General features: G+C 45.7%; 7 protein-coding genes. 6 read left to right on the top strand and 1 reads right to left on the bottom strand.

Annotated features, from left to right (window positions below):
* The first annotated feature begins 703 nt into the window (after positions 1-703).
* On the top strand, positions 704-2245 hold the full coding sequence (gndA, locus tag JK628_RS15455; RefSeq protein WP_202285575.1) for an NADP-dependent phosphogluconate dehydrogenase: 1542 nt from the start codon (positions 704-706) through the stop codon (positions 2243-2245).
* 71 nt (positions 2246-2316) lie between these two features.
* Here gndA and JK628_RS15450 read toward each other — a convergent pair whose 3' ends face one another.
* Complete coding sequence (locus JK628_RS15450; protein WP_202285573.1) at positions 2317-2799, bottom strand: hypothetical protein; 483 nt, start codon at positions 2797-2799, stop codon at positions 2317-2319.
* Between the two features lie 302 nt (positions 2800-3101).
* Here JK628_RS15450 and JK628_RS15445 point away from each other — a divergent pair, with 302 nt between their 5' ends.
* The 5 genes from JK628_RS15445 (at position 3102) to JK628_RS15425 (ending at position 15445) form a co-directional block, all read left to right on the top strand.
* Entirely contained in the window at positions 3102-5168 is a 2067-nt protein-coding gene (locus JK628_RS15445; RefSeq protein ID WP_202285571.1) for a phytanoyl-CoA dioxygenase family protein, read from the top strand.
* A 336-nt stretch (positions 5169-5504) separates the two neighbouring features.
* Positions 5505-5999 (top strand): GNAT family N-acetyltransferase, encoded by a 495-nt coding sequence (locus JK628_RS15440; RefSeq protein WP_202285569.1) that lies wholly within the window; start codon positions 5505-5507, stop codon positions 5997-5999.
* 33 nt (positions 6000-6032) lie between these two features.
* Entirely contained in the window at positions 6033-6314 is a 282-nt protein-coding gene (locus tag JK628_RS15435; RefSeq protein ID WP_202285567.1) for a DUF6916 family protein, read from the top strand.
* Positions 6315-6379: 65 nt separating this feature from the next.
* Entirely contained in the window at positions 6380-7027 is a 648-nt protein-coding gene (locus JK628_RS15430) for a phage tail protein (protein ID WP_202285566.1), read from the top strand.
* Positions 7028-7207: 180 nt separating this feature from the next.
* Positions 7208-15445 carry an Ig-like domain-containing protein gene (locus tag JK628_RS15425; protein WP_202285564.1) on the top strand — a complete coding sequence of 2746 codons (8238 nt, stop codon included), beginning with the start codon at positions 7208-7210 and terminating at the stop codon, positions 15443-15445.
* The last annotated feature ends 45 nt before the right edge of the window (positions 15446-15490 follow it).

The following is a 15490-nucleotide window of genomic DNA, read 5'->3' as shown; positions in this document are numbered from 1 at the left end:
AAATTAGATAAACCTCCGCATCAGTGAACATCAGAATTTACATTTAAATAGCCAAATTTGCAGACTGCAATCTTCCCCGTTGGAAATTTTGCTTTTTAAATTTCGCCGGGGCGCTGAGGGATATCCAAAAGGGGGGCAAGCGCTTTCCCCTTTTTGGTCTGGTGTGGGCGAAGCACCACGACTTTGGTCAAGCATAGCTTGATAAAACTAATAGATAACTAAAACACTTTGGGGCATCTCCAAGTTAGCAGTCAAAGCACAGAGGCCTAAATGAAAACACCAACTATCAGTGCAGATACGGCCGTGACTACCCATGTCACTGCGGCATTTGTGAATCCATTCACATCAGATGTCATGGCCGAGCTTGCAGGGATGTACTTATAGCGTGCCACGGTAATGTCTGCACATGCGCCCCTTGCGATAATGACACTTGGACATACTGTGCATGACTCACTACAGATGATTCGGTTCACCTTTATCCAATGGTAAATACGTTTGAGGTATCTCTTGCTGGAAACTCACTGTTCTCTATCGAGAACAAGGTTGTAAAAGTTAGAGGTGAACTAGAGACAAAGCTAGTAATTTAGTTACCAAAGTCTGTATAATTCGCCACAAAATAAACCCTATCGAGTCAGTAAAAAAGTGTGAATTTACCACTAGAATAGATAGGGAAACCCTCTGTGACCTGCGGAATACAACTTAAATGAATAATCAAACCGAGCTTTATGATATTGGTGTGGTTGGCTTAGGCGTTATGGGTAAGAACCTAGCGCTCAACATAGCGGATAACCAATACCGAGTCGCTGCATTTGACCTTGATACTGCCAAGGTGCAAGGCGTAATTAGACAAGAAGAATTAGAACGGGTTAAATATTTAGATAATAGCGTTAAGCCACGTATCGATGGCTGTAATAATATTTCTGAAATGTTAGCTAAATTAGAGAAACCACGCATTGTATTATTGTCCGTTCCGGCGGGCTCACCTGTCGATGGAGTATGTAAATCATTAATTGAAGCCGGTATTGAGCCCGATGACATCGTTATCGATACGGGTAATAGCCTTTGGACTGATACCGTTGAGCGTGAAAAACGTTACGCGGATGATTTCCTGTTCTTTAGCTGTGCAGTGTCTGGCGGTGAAGTCGGTGCCCGCTTTGGCCCTTCATTAATGCCTAGCGGCAGTTTAACAGCATGGGACCGAATCGAACCCATTTGGTCAGCAATCGCGGCCAAAGTTGATGCTAAAACAGGTTTGCCGATTGAGCGCTTCGAGCCAGGTAATCCGGTTAAAGAGGGGGAGCCTTGTACAACCTATATTGGTCCTGCAGGTGCTGGCCATTATGTAAAAATGGTTCACAACGGCATTGAATACGCGGATATGCAGCTTATTTGTGAAGCTTACCAACTACTACGCGATGGACTTGGATTTAGCGCCGCAGAAGTGGGTGAAGTGTTTGAACGTTGGAATAACGGCGAGTTAAATAGCTATTTAATGCAAATTAGCGCGGACGTGCTAAAGCAAGCCGACCCGTTAACCGGTGCACCGCTAGTCGATATGATCCTTGATAAGGCGGGCCAGAAAGGCACTGGGCTGTGGACAGCTGTAAGTAGCCTACAGATTGGCTGCCCGGCGCCAACCATTGCAGAAGCGGTTTATGCGCGTGCAGTCAGTACTCAAAAAGAGCAGCGCGTTACCTTGAGCAAAATACTTGCAGGGCCGAGCAAGACACACCTACAAGCTACAGATAAACAGACTTTCATTAACCAGCTAGAAAATGCACTATACTGCGCCAAAATATCGAGTTATGCCCAAGGTTTTCAGCTGATGGCAATGATGGCGAAAGAGCAAGGTTGGCAGTTAAATTTTGCGGAGATTGCTAAGATTTGGCGTGCAGGCTGTATTATTCGCGCCACCTTCTTACAGTCAATTACTAAAGCCTATGAGCAAGAATCGGATCTTGAAAACTTGCTGATGGCGGATGTGTTTGCACAGGCATTGTCACATAAACAGGGCGATTGGCGCATAGCGGTATCTCAAGCGGTATTAAGTGGTATACCGACGCCCTGTATCAGCTCTGCACTGGGATACTACGATAGCTATCGCTGTGAGACCTTGCCTGCAAGTTTACTGCAAGGCCAGCGTGACTTTTTTGGTGCACATACGTTCGAGCGTACCGATAAGCCAGCGGGTGAGAAGTATCATCTTAACTGGAGTAGTGAACAGCGAACCTTGATTAAGGTTTAGTTAGTATCAACAGTAAAACCATGCGGCGCTATCAGTAAGCATGGTTTTTTCTTTGACACTTTATGTGGTTGCTAGCTGCGCAGCCATTTGTTCATGGTGGGGTAACCATTGCTATGGTTTGGGGCATGGCAAAGCCCATAATAGACTAACATTGGGAAGCCAAATCCTTGGCCTTGACTAAAAGCTTCTATGTAATTTTCTGAAGCCCCTTTATAGCCATCTTGGTGAAATAAAACCTGACTAGGAAGACCAATCGATTGGAGCGCCGCCCATGACCAGGCGATAGCAGCCATTTCGTCAGCAGGAGAGTGACCTGCTGAGTATACATCACCCGATAGGCCGCCTCTTGCGGCACACTCCGTAACCGCAATATGGCCAGCCTCATGCAGCAAATCTCCTGGATTTTTCAATATCTCTTTATCGAAAATAAGCTGGCCTTTCTCAATCAAAATACCGGGTAAGAAAGTCGCCTTCTTAATGCTATCTTCTCTAGCTTCAATATCTATTTCTGCCAGGAAAGCTAGTATCTTCTGTAAAGTCGTTAGGTCATCCATGAGTTTATCTCTATATCGTACATAGTCGATTTGTGTTGTTGATTAAACCCCTTCGCTTCTGAAACAAGCATCTTCAAGTATGATGGGGATATGCTTAATCGATTGATTATTTATCATAAAGCAGTATTTTAAATTTAGCTAATGTTCAACTGATGGACTTAAGCGCTAGCTTCGATTTACAGCTTAATAGCTAGAGCATAATGCTTGTGAATCGAGTTTGACTACCAAAGAGCGAGTCTGTTCAGGGAAATTGCTAGTCGGTATCACATTGGAGTGATAGTGGATTAAATGGAGTTAAGTTAATGATGTCTATAGATGAAGTCAGCATGCATGTCGGTGCAATTTTAAACTCAAACCCGAGTGAGATTGGTGCAGTGAAGCAGAGTGTAGAATCGCTAACCCTCATTCTATCTGAGGCGAGTGGGGTTGACGATCTTAAGGAGGATGATATTGCTTTTGGAGAGAGTCTTACTGCAGGCGGATTGGCCGTGTCACCGACGGTTGCAGCAAAATGTGCGCAAGATCTGGTTAGAACTCAGCTATTTATCCAGGGGATAGAACAAGCAATATTGGATAAAAGTTGCCATCGCAATGAAGTTAATATTCTATATGCAGGTACGGGACCTTTCGGACTACTCATCTTACCGCTGCTCTGTTATTACAAAGTGAAAAAGAGTCCAATTAAGCTATCCCTGACACTCATTGATATCCATCAGGTGTCAATCGATGGCATCACTAAAATAATTAATGAATTTGAGTTACAAGATTATATCAGCGAAATTATCATTGCAGATGCGACGAAATTTTACCCACTAAAAGGTGTAGAGTTTGATTTAATTGTGTCTGAGACAATGAAAAATGCTTTGAAAAAAGAGCCACAAATTTTCATTTTTGCTCATCTGCAGCAGTTTTTAAAGTCTGATGGTGTTCTCATTCCTGAACGCGTCCAGGTGTCGGCATGGTTGACTCATATGAGGCGTGAAACTGAGCAGCTGTTTACAGTGACTCAATCGCCTTTAGTTGAAACAGAATGCTCTCCAATTTTTATGGGAACGGTCTACGAGTTAAATAAACATTCAGCACTTATATTACAGCAGCAAGGCATTGACAGTTTGGCATGTGAGCTGAGCATTCCTGACAGTGATAGCTGGTGCCGCGTTCTATATCCAGATTTTAAAATGTCAACTGAAATAACGGTTTATAAACGCTTCGTTATCACTGAGCGACAATCAGACTTGACGATCCCAGAGGCCACAATCGAGCATCAATTTGTGGCCGGTGCAAAGATATCATTTGATTATATAAAGGAGCCAGAGTGGCATTTTCGTTGGCAAACTGAACAGTTACAACTTTGCATTACATTACCTGATTATAGCGAGGTTGGTGATAGGGCTATTGCTGGCATTAAAAGGGTCTGGCACAAGGCGAGGTTGGATTTGAAGGGAGGTTTAGATCCCGCTGTTAAGGATGCGGAGTGGTCCATTGATGTCGCTATAATGGACAAGCTGGGGTGTGGAATAGAAGAGTGGGTTAGCTTCGTCTATGCGAGTCAGACGTTTACAGAGTTTGAGTTGTGGGTATGGCAAAGAATGACCAAGGTTGAGCAAGACCAAACAGATGATGCTATGTTGGAAATACCCCAAAATAAAGGTGCTGGAGAGCCTTTTACAGTACCCGATATCCTGTCTGTGGAACAGCTACAGCAGTTTGATCGGCTAGGTTATCTTATCATCGAAAGCGCCATTCCTGCCAAGCAATGCGAGGCAACCATTAGCGCAATATGGCAGTTTCTAAATAAGCGTGCCGACGAGATTTCATCTTGGACTGAGCCGCACCCTCTGTGGCAGAAAACAATGGTACAAATGTTTGAGCATCCTACCTTGACGGCTAATCGAAATGCGTCAATTATCAGCCAAGTTTATCGGCAGCTATATCGGCATTTTGGCATCGATAGCCAGTTGTGCACAACGACGGATAGAGTGGGCTTTAACCCACCGGAAACAGAATTATGGTCTTATCCTGGTCCTTTGTTGCATATCGATGTTAACCGTGCCAAAGCAACGACTTTTGGCTTACAAGGAATACTGTACTTAACCGACACTAAGCCTGAACAAGGGGCGTTTACTTGCGTTCCTGGTTACCATAAGAAGCTTAACGCAGTCGCTTCTGGTGGTTTATTATCTGTAGCCGAGGGTGATGACCCTTACCACTTCCCAAATCTCCATGGGGTCGCTATTGCCGCAAAGGCTGGTGATCTTATTATTTGGCATCATGCTTTGCCTCACGGAGGCAGCCCTAACAAGGCCGATACCCCTCGAATTGTGCAATATATAAACATCTATCCGGAGCAAGATAGAGGGGAGAGCTAATTAATCCCAACTTGAATACGCTTAATGTCGTAGGAGGTCGGCTTTTTGATCGTACTTTTGGTTGATTTTGTGCTTAGTGAAGCGTTCGCTGTGCTTGTAGGCTGTACTATCTCACTAGCCTGCAATAACGGACTCGTCCAGAAGTAATAGAGTTGAATTGAAGGCAAGATTATTGCACTAAAGTATTACGGATTTTTTGTTCGGCATTGTTTAAAGCAATGTTAAAACAATCAATTAGGTATCTATAATAACGAGTGGAGTATGAATGTATTCACTGCTTTCATGAGCGAAAGCATACTTTGGCTGAGTTCTAGTGTGGTTCATTAAACGGAATTGATGATGGAAAAATTACATTTTAATAACGGCTTAGCGCTAGTCCCTTCGCGCTCAACTGATGCGCCGTTTATTGAAGCACTATTTCGCAGCACTCGTTCCTTTCTCCTCAATGCAAGTTCTGACACCGATTTTGTCGAATCGCTGGTTGAGCAACAACTATGTTGGCAGACCTCCGGTTATGGCCATCAATACCCAAATGCAATGACCTTTATTGTGCAGCTTCATAGTGAGCGGATCGGTCGAGCAGTTGTGGATTTTAGTGCGAATGTGGCCCATTTAGTTGATCTGATGTTTATCCCCCAAGCTCAAGGGAAGGGCTATGGTAAAACTGTTGTCAACGCGCTACAGCAAGCTGCTGCAAAAGTGAGTGTGCCGATGACTTTAGTTGTCGATTTGAGTAATACCGCAGCCATATCTATGTACCTGAATCTTGGTTTTACAGTCGAGTCGGTAAAGTCGCCCTCTCAATTAATGGTTTGGTACCCAACAAACTAGCAATCTAATAATAAATCAAATAGGAGTTGGGACATGAAGCCGTTTACTTTCGAGAATATTAAGTCATTAGTTGGTGAACAATTTGTCGTTAAAGATCAATTGGGGAATCAATTACCCGTATCACTCACCCATATAACGGAATCTAAACGTGAGTCGACCACATCATTTAGCGCAATTTTTGAGTTTGTAGCCGGTGGTTTGTTAGAAGATGGTGGCTACTATGTCGAACACTCAAAAATTGAAAAAAGTTATCTCTGTCTTTCACTTAATTCGCCAACTGAGTTTGAGATCTTAGTCAATTCACTAAAAGCATAAGGCTGCAAGGTTATATTTTACTCGCAGTAACAACCGAATCATTAACTGTTTTATAAGGATATATTATGGCTGACCCGTTTATTGGAGAGATAAAAGCTGTTGGATTTGCATTTGCGCCTAGAAATTGGACTATTTGTAAAGGGCAATTGATGGAGATCAATCAGAATGGTTCTCTGTTCTCCCTGCTAGGGACTAACTATGGTGGCGATGGTCGAGTCACCTTTGGCATAGCCGATCTGCGTGGCCGAACAGTAACCGGACAAGGTCAGCCTCCAGGGCAAGCTAATAGAGTTATTGGTCAGTTAGGTGGACGGCAAAACATTACCTTGCAGACTGCTCAACTTCCCCCCCACAAGCATACTCTTTCTGCCAGCTCAAAAGAGGGCACCACGCATATTCCTACTAATGCGGTACTTGCAACAGGCAGTGGCAGTTCTTCGGTTACGGTATCTATTCCTGAAGGTATTCCTGTTAGTGGCGAAGTAATTTCAGGCCCAGCAACTCTGAAATTAGAAAAAGGAAAGACCTCTGACTCCAAGACTGCCAGCGGTTCAGTGACAACCCAAGCGTATGCTGCGGCAAATAGCTTGACTCCAATGAGTGAAAATGCGATTGGCAATACAGGTGGTGGTGCCTATATAGGGGTAGAGCAGCCCTATTTAACGCTTAACTATATTATGGCGTTAGATGGGATCTATCCGTCCAGAAATTAGCTTGCTGCGAGTCATTATCGTTGCGCCGCAGTAAAGCAAGATCACAGTGAAGCAGTTTTACTGCTAGCAATGGATTGGGGCACATTAAAGTTGCAGGCTTTAGTGTGGCCTATTTGAAGTTAATAGCTTGAAGTAAAAAGTTTTGAACATTAATCGTTAACACATGGAAGTGCGTCAGTTATGAGTAAATTACTCCTGTCCGTTTTGTCTTTAGCTAAGCAGCTAGGCTGTTTAGTGCTACTGCTATTATCATTTTTCAGTATTTCAGCTAATGCTGCGACGAGTACCATTTTAACTGATGTTGGGGCTGTTACTGGCCCGCAGAAGTCATTTGTAGCCAGCAGTACTCATCATGGCAATTTTGACTTTAAATGTACCGATGATGCCGACAGCGTGGCATTTGCTGCATTAACAGATTGTGGCGCAGCAATTGCTGGGTCTGGGTTTTACGGTGCAAATCAATATCACCCTGATAACGGTACTGCTCCTGGTGTTGCAATCTACAGCGCTGATGGAGGTTGGTTAGCTGCTATCTGGCTAGTCTTCAGGCTGCAATCAGGTAGCGAGTTTGATTTTAGCAGTTTTGAAACGGTGGAGGTCACTGGGTCGGTCGATATTCTAGAGGTTGTAGGTTACAGAGATGGAGCGATCGTCGCTAGGAAACAAGTAGCAATAAATATCTACGATACTACTGCTCATACTCTCGTTGGTTTTGATAATGTTGACGAAGTTAGGATCCGCCATCAAGGTTCGGGATTAGCAGCCAAACCTGGGTTCGCAGGACAAAAGTTTCATAATTTTGTGATAAATGATGTCTCTGGTGCTAATACCGCTCCGACAATTTCAGTCAATAATGCTACAGCCAGTTACACTGAAAATGCGACGCCCATCCTGATTGATGCCGCTGCTACGCTGTCTGATGCCGACGGTGACGCTGACTGGAATGGCGGCACATTAGAGATACAAATAACGGCCAACGCTGAAGCTACCGACGAAATCAGCTTAAGTGATTTAGATGCTGATGGCACAACAATCACTGTTTCCGGCACAAATATTCTGGCTAACGGTACTGATATTGGTGACTTAAGTGCATCTGGCGCTGTTGTGACCAATGGCGCAGCCTTAACTATTACTTTTGATAGTGATGCCACCAATGCAAATGTACAGGAAGTGCTGCAATCTTTGCGCTATAGAAATACCTCAGATAGTCCAGGTACCAATAACCGCACTATCACTTTTACCGCGACAGATACCAATGCAGCTGCAGTAAACGATACTCGCAGTATTTCTGTTACTGCGATGAATGACAACCCAATACAAAATGGAGTATTACCCACAGATATCGTTGTAAGTGAAGATGTGACCGGTAATTTGGACTTAAGCGCTATTAGCTTTAGTGATGCAGATGCTGCCAATATGACACTGACGTTGAGCATTGTTGGTGGTGTAGTAACCGCGAGTGATGGGGCGAGTTACAGTCTTAATATTACGGGATCTGGCACCACTATTGTGTCTATATATGGCGCACTAGCCAACATAAACAGCTATTTAGATACAGCCACGAGTATAAAGTTTCTTGGTGCAGCCAATGCATCCGGTGATAACGCAGGAGTATTAACGTTAGTTGGAAACGATGGTGGTAATAGTGGTTCCGGTGGTGGTAGTAATATTACTTTTGGCACTATCAATATTGATATCGCAGCCCAAAATGATGCACCAGAGGATATTAGTTTAAGCGCAACGAGCATTAATCAAAGTTCAACTGGGGTGGGCACTCAAATTGGATCACTTGGTGCGGTAGATATAGATAGTGGCAGCTTTACATTTAGCTTAGTTGCCCAAGGCGCTTCTGTTTATGGCAGTTGTGGTGCTGGCAATGATGCTAATAATAATATATTTCAAGTCACGGGCTCTACTTTTGAAACCCAATCGGTAACAGCAGCGGGCAGTTACAAAGTCTGTTTGCAAGTCAGTGATGGTGCGACCAATTACCAAGAGTCGTTTAGCATTACTGTTATTGATAATGGTGCACCTGATGTCACTATTTCGGGGGCAAGCGGTAATATCAACGCGGCTTTTACGGCCAGCTTCATCTTTAGCGAGTCGGTAACAGGCTTTGTGATGAGTGATATTTCGGCCAGTAACGCCACGGTCAGTAATTTTAGTGGATCAGGCGCAAGCTATAGCGCAACCATTACCCCAACGGCCGCCAATGTGACTGTCGATGTCGCAGCGGGTGTTGCAAAGGATTCGGCAGATAACGGCAATACTGCGGCAACGCAACTTAGCGTGACTTATGATGCCAGTCAGCCAAGTGTCGTGATTTCAGGTGCTAGCGGTAATATTAATGCGCCCTTTACCGCAACCTTCAGCTTTAGTGAGTCGGTGACAGGCTTTGTGATGAGTGATATTTCGGCCAGTAACGCCACGGTCAGTAATTTTAGTGGATCAGGTACAACCTATATCGCAACCATTACCCCTACGGCCGCCAATGTGACTGTCGATGTCGGCGCAGCAGTGGCTAAAGATGCGGCGGATAACGGCAATACTGCGGCAACGCAACTTAGCGTGACTTATGATGCCAGTCAGCCAAGTGTCGTGATTTCAGGTGCCAGCGGTAATATCAATGCGGCATTTACTGCCAGCTTCACCTTTAGTGAATCGGTGACAGGCTTTGTGATGAGTGATATTTCGGCCAGTAACGCCACGGTCAGTAACTTCAGTGGTAGCGGCGCTAGCTATAGCGCAACCATTACCCCAACGGCCGCCAATGTGACTGTCGATGTCGCCGCAGCAGTGGCTAAAGACTCGGCGGATAACGGCAATACTGCGGCAACGCAACTCAGTGTTACTTATGATGCCAGTCAGCCAAGTGTCGTGATTAGCGGTGCTAGCGGTAATATTAATGCCGCCTTCACGGTAAACTTCAGCTTTAGTGAACTCGTTACTGGTTTTGTGATTGGCGATATTTCGGTATCAAACGCAACGGTCAGTAACTTCAGTGGTTCTGGTGCAAGCTATAGCGCAACCATTACCCCAACGGCTGCGGGTAGCGTTATGGTGGATGTCGGCGCCGCAGTGGCTAAAGATGCTGCGGATAACGGCAATACAGCAGCAACGCAACTCAGTGTTACTTATGATGCCAGTCAGCCAAGTGTGGCGATTTCAGGTGCTAGCGGTAATATTAATGCCGCCTTTACCGCAACCTTTGACTTTAGTGAATCGGTAACAGGCTTTGTGATAACTGATATTTCGGCCAGTAACGCCACGGTTTCAAACTTTAGTGGCTCCGGCGCTAGTTATAGCGCAACCATTACCCCAGCGGCTGCGGGTAGCGTGACGGTGGATGTTGCAGCGAATGTAGCAAAGGACTCTGCAGATAACGGCAATACAGCGGCAACGCAACTCAGTGTCACTTATGATGCCAGTCAGCCAAGTGTCACTATTAGCGGTGCCAGCGGTAATATCAACGCTGCCTTTACTGCCAGCTTCAGCTTTAGTGAAGTGGTTACAGGTTTCGATAGCTCAGATATTTCGGTATCAAATGCAACTGTCTCAAGCTTCAGTGGTTCTGGCGCAAGCTATAGCGCAACCATTACCCCAACGGCCGCCAATGTGACGGTCGATGTCGCAGCAGATGTAGCAAAGGACTCGGCAGATAATGGCAATACAGCGGCAACGCAACTCAGTGTTACCTATGATGCCAGTCAGCCAAGTGTGGCGATTTCAGGTGCCAGTGGTAATATCAATGCGGCATTTACGGCCAGCTTCAGCTTTGGTGAGTCGGTGACAGGCTTCACTGCAGATGATATCTCGGTGTCTAACGCAACTGTCTCAAGCTTCAGTGGTTCTGGCACAAGCTATAGCGCAACCATTACCCCAGCGGCTGCGGGTAGCGTGACGGTGGATGTCGCAGCGAATGTAGCAAAGGACTCTGCAGATAACGGCAATACAGCGGCAACGCAACTGAGCGTGACTTATGATGCCAGTCAGCCAAGTGTCACTATTTCAGGTGCTAGCGGTGATATCAACGCTGCCTTTACTGCAAGCTTCAGTTTTAGTGAGTCGGTGACTGGTTTTGCAATTGGCGATATTTCGGTATCAAACGCAACGGTCACTAACTTCAGTGGCTCAGGTAACAGCTATAGCGCAACCATTACTCCAACGGCCGCGGGTAGCGTGACGGTGGATGTCGCAGCGAATGTAGCAAAGGACTCGGCAGATAACGGCAATACAGCGGCCATGCAACTTAGCGTGACTTATGACGCCAGTCAGCCAAGTGTGGTGATTTCAGGTGCCAGCGGTAATATCAATGCGGCCTTTACCGCAACCTTTGACTTTAGTGAATCGGTGACTGGCTTTGTGATAACTGATATTTCGGCCAGTAACGCCACGGTTTCAAACTTTAGTGGCTCCGGCGCTAGTTATAGCGCAACCATTACCCCAACGGCTGGGGGTAGCGTGACGGTGGATGTCGCAGCGAATGTTGCAAAGGACTCTGCAGATAACGGCAATACAGCGGCAACGCAACTGAGTGTTACTTATGATGCCAGTCAGCCAAGTGTGGTGATTTCAGGTGCTAGCGGTAATATCAATGCGGCCTTTACTGCCAGCTTCAGCTTTAGTGAGTCGGTGACAGGCTTCACTGCAGATGATATCTCGACCAGTAACGCCACGGTTTCAAGCTTCAGTGGTTCTGGCACAAGCTATAGCGCAACCATTACCCCAGCGGCTGCGGGTAGCGTGACGGTGGATGTTGCAGCGAATGTAGCAAAGGACTCTGCAGATAACGGCAATACAGCGGCAACGCAACTGAGTGTCACTTATGATGCCAGTCAGCCAAGTGTGGCGATTTCAGGTGCTAGCGGTAATATTAATGCCGCATTTACGGCCAGCTTCAGCTTTAGTGAGTCGGTGACAGGCTTCACTGCAGATGATATCTCGGTGTCTAACGCAACGGTCTCCAGCTTCAGTGGTTCTGGTGCAAGCTATAGCGCAACCATTACCCCAGCGGCTGCGGGTAACGTGACGGTGGATGTCGCAGCGAATGTAGCAAAGGACTCTGCAGATAACGGCAATACAGCGGCAATGCAACTCAGTGTTACTTATGACGCCAGTCAGCCAAGTGTGGCTATTTCAGGTGCTAGCGGTAATATTAACGCGGCCTTTACCGCAACCTTCAGCTTTAGTGAGTCGGTGACAGGCTTCACTGCAGATGATATCTCGGTGTCTAACGCAACGGTCTCAAGCTTCAGTGGTTCTGGCACAAGCTATAGCGCAACCATTACCCCAACGGCTGCGGGTAGCGTTATGGTGGATGTCGCCGCCGCAGTGGCTAAAGATGCTGCGGATAATGGCAATACAGCAGCAACGCAACTCAGTGTTACTTATGATGCCAGTCAGCCAAGTGTCGCGATTAGCGGTGCTAGCGGTAATATTAATGCCGCATTTACCGCAACCTTCAGCTTTAGTGAGTCGGTGACTGGTTTTGCAATTGGCGATATTTCGGCAAGCAACGCATCGGTCACTAACTTCAGTGGAAGCGGTACAACATATACGGCACTAATCACCCCGACTGCCGCAGGCAATGTGACGGTGGATGTGGCTGCGGATGTTGCAGTGGACTCGGCCAATAACGGCAATACCGTGGCTGAGCCGTTCAGCGTTATCTATGATGATACGCCGCCAACGGTTGTGATTAACGGCGCTACGGGGGACGTTAATAGTGCATTTACCGCTAATTTGATCTTTAGTGAGGAGGTCGAAGGCTTTGATATCTCAGGTATTGAACTAACCAATGCGACCTTATCTCAGTGGAGCGGTGAGGGGCTAGGTTATAGCGTTCTCGTGACGCCTATCGAACAAGGTGAGGTGTCACTAATAGTTAAAGAGAGTGCAGCGGCCGATAAGAGTGGCCGATTGAGTCTAGTCTCAGAGTTGTTCAAGGTTAACTTTGATAGCCTTAAACCTGAGTTGACCTTATCGCTTCTGGCAATGGAAGAGCGAGAAGAGTTTGCTTTAGATCTGCTCTTTACTGAGCCTGTCACTGGGTTAACGTTAGAAGATTTTCAAATTGAAAACGGCGTAGCGTTAAGTTTAGTGGGAGAAAAGGATGAATATGTTCTTAAGGGCGCTGTGACATCTGTTGGTAAAGATGTCTTGGTTCAGTTACCTGCCGATGTTGTTGAAGACAGTGCTGAAAACGGTAACTTGGAATCAACTAACTTTGCCTACCCAACTAACAGCCCTGGTAGTGTGCGCATTGATGGCTATAAAGTTGTTGAGCAAACCATCACTGCGGTAATTGATGATATTGATGGCATAACCGAGCCAGCTGCGAGCTATCAGTGGTTCAGTCATTTGAATGAACAAAGCAGCAGTATCGGTGGCGAAGATAATTTTTATGTGCTGACGAGTGAGGAGGCTGGCAAAGCTATCTCTGTAATAACAACTTATCTCGATGATGCGGGTAGAACTGAAACTGTCTCATCAGAGTTCACTGTAATGGTGAAGACTATTCCCGAGCATGCGCTTGCGCTGATTAGTGGTTTTGCAGAGCTCGATGGTGACACTGCAGAATTACTTGCTCAAGTTTATCTCGATGCCGGAGTCAGTAATGCAACATTAGAGCAGCTAGACAGTATATTGGCTCTGCTCAATAATGCCGTCGCTAATTACGCTGTTGCAGATATTGATGAAGTCGCGGAAATTGAAGCGTTAATAGCACTGATCCTTCTGGGGCAAGACAGTGACGGTGATGGTATACCTAATCTGGTTGAGAGCGATGTCGATACTGACGGCGATGGGGCGACAGATGCCAATGATGCAGATTCAGATAATGATGGTATTAGTGATGCTGCTGAATTTTCTGTCTCCGTATTACTAGCTACTGAAAATAGTAACTCAAACGCCGAACCAAACGCCAAATCTGGCATAAATTCAGTTTCGACCAACTCTATATCAACGAGAAAAGGGCTTACTGATGGTGACGAAGACGGCATTATCGACTTTTTCGATGCCGATGTTGATGGAGATAACCAGATAGATGACGGGCGAGTTGACATCAACTTTGACGGCGTTGATGACAATTTAACATCAATAACGGCAGTGATTGAAGTATTGGCAGAGCTTGACGTTGACCAAGATCACAGCGCGAACCATCTTGACTTAGATTCTGATAATGATGGCGTTGCTGATGTATTAGAAGCAGGACTTGAGGATGCCGATAGCAATGGGTTTAATGATGATCCTGGGAGTATGATTAATACTGTCGAGATGCTTATCGACACCAATAGTGATACCAAGCCTGATTTTCTTCAGTTAAAGAGTGACGGTGAAGTCTTTGACTTAATCAATTTTGGCTTGCCCCTCGAGATGGATGCAGATCAGGATGGACGATTAGACGATACTATCGATATGGATCATGATGGGCTTGTCGATATCATCGATGGTGCTGTTGGCGCATTCGGTAGTCTGCCAGATCTCGATGGCGATGGTTATGCCAATCATGCTGATGACGACGATGATGGAGATGGAATTCTTGATGTTGATGAAAACCCACAGCAAGCGTTCTATACAGGTTTTGATGCCGATGCTGATGGCATTGATGACGGTGTTGATTATGACGTAAATGGTGTCATTTCAGGCAGCGATAGTGATGGGAATGGCGTCAGGGATGATAGAGAAATGTTAGATACTGATAATGACGGTATAGCAGATCATTTAGATGTTGACTCCGATAATGACGGTATCAATGATGGCGAGGATATCAGCAACAACAATGGACCTGACGGTAAAACGATCACTGGTGGTGGCGCGATGAACTTAGCCGGTCTTATTACTTTACTTATGTTAGCTTTGGCGCGTCAGAGAAAACTTCGGATAGTAAGCGCTATATCGGTCTTTATGCTAGTCACTTTAGCGTGTGTAGTGCCTGCTTATGCACAGTATTCGATTGGTGTAGGAGTCGGTGCCGCAAACCTTGAACCAACGCTTTACACCGACATTGATAAGGATAATGACTACGACCTTTCTTACAATCTTGAGCTTGGCTATGGTTTTACAGATAACTGGTGGCTTAAATTGCGCGGCGTTGAGTTAGGACAAGTCGATTTAAGTCAAAACGGCAGTCTTAATGCTGAGATTGATTACAGAGGCGCGGCGTTATTTGCCCAATATCAAACAGCTATCTTTAATGATTCAGGATTTGAGCTATACGGCCTAGCGGGGATCAGTTGGCTAGAAACCAAAACGAGTGGCCCTCTTAATATTGATGACAATAGCGATCAGCAATTTGCTGCTGGTGCAGGGCTATATTATGGGTTTACTCAAGATAGCGGCTTGGCGTTTGAATGGGTCTCTTACGCCGAAGATGTATGGGTTGTAGGGTTGCAGTTTACCAGCCGGTTTGGGCACTAATCCAATAGCTAATTTACAATATTCGCAGATATTATCTGTATAAAT

The organism is Shewanella sp. KX20019, assembly GCF_016757755.1.
In the GTDB taxonomy this organism is placed as follows: Bacteria; Pseudomonadota; Gammaproteobacteria; order Enterobacterales; family Shewanellaceae; genus Shewanella.
The sequence above is the reverse complement of the archived record's forward strand: the minus strand, read 5'-3'. Positions and strand labels throughout refer to the sequence as shown.

What these genes read in the sequence shown, in the direction of transcription:
- gndA (WP_202285575.1), top strand. Translation starts at nt 704, where the DNA reads ATGAATAATCAAACCGAGCTTTATGATATTGGTGTGGTTGGCTTAGGC.
- JK628_RS15450 (WP_202285573.1), bottom strand. Translation starts at nt 2,799, where the DNA reads ATGGATGACCTAACGACTTTACAGAAGATACTAGCTTTCCTGGCAGAA.
- JK628_RS15445 (WP_202285571.1), top strand. Translation starts at nt 3,102, where the DNA reads ATGATGTCTATAGATGAAGTCAGCATGCATGTCGGTGCAATTTTAAAC.
- JK628_RS15440 (WP_202285569.1), top strand. Translation starts at nt 5,505, where the DNA reads ATGATGGAAAAATTACATTTTAATAACGGCTTAGCGCTAGTCCCTTCG.
- JK628_RS15435 (WP_202285567.1), top strand. Translation starts at nt 6,033, where the DNA reads ATGAAGCCGTTTACTTTCGAGAATATTAAGTCATTAGTTGGTGAACAA.
- JK628_RS15430 (WP_202285566.1), top strand. Translation starts at nt 6,380, where the DNA reads ATGGCTGACCCGTTTATTGGAGAGATAAAAGCTGTTGGATTTGCATTT.
- JK628_RS15425 (WP_202285564.1), top strand. Translation starts at nt 7,208, where the DNA reads ATGAGTAAATTACTCCTGTCCGTTTTGTCTTTAGCTAAGCAGCTAGGC.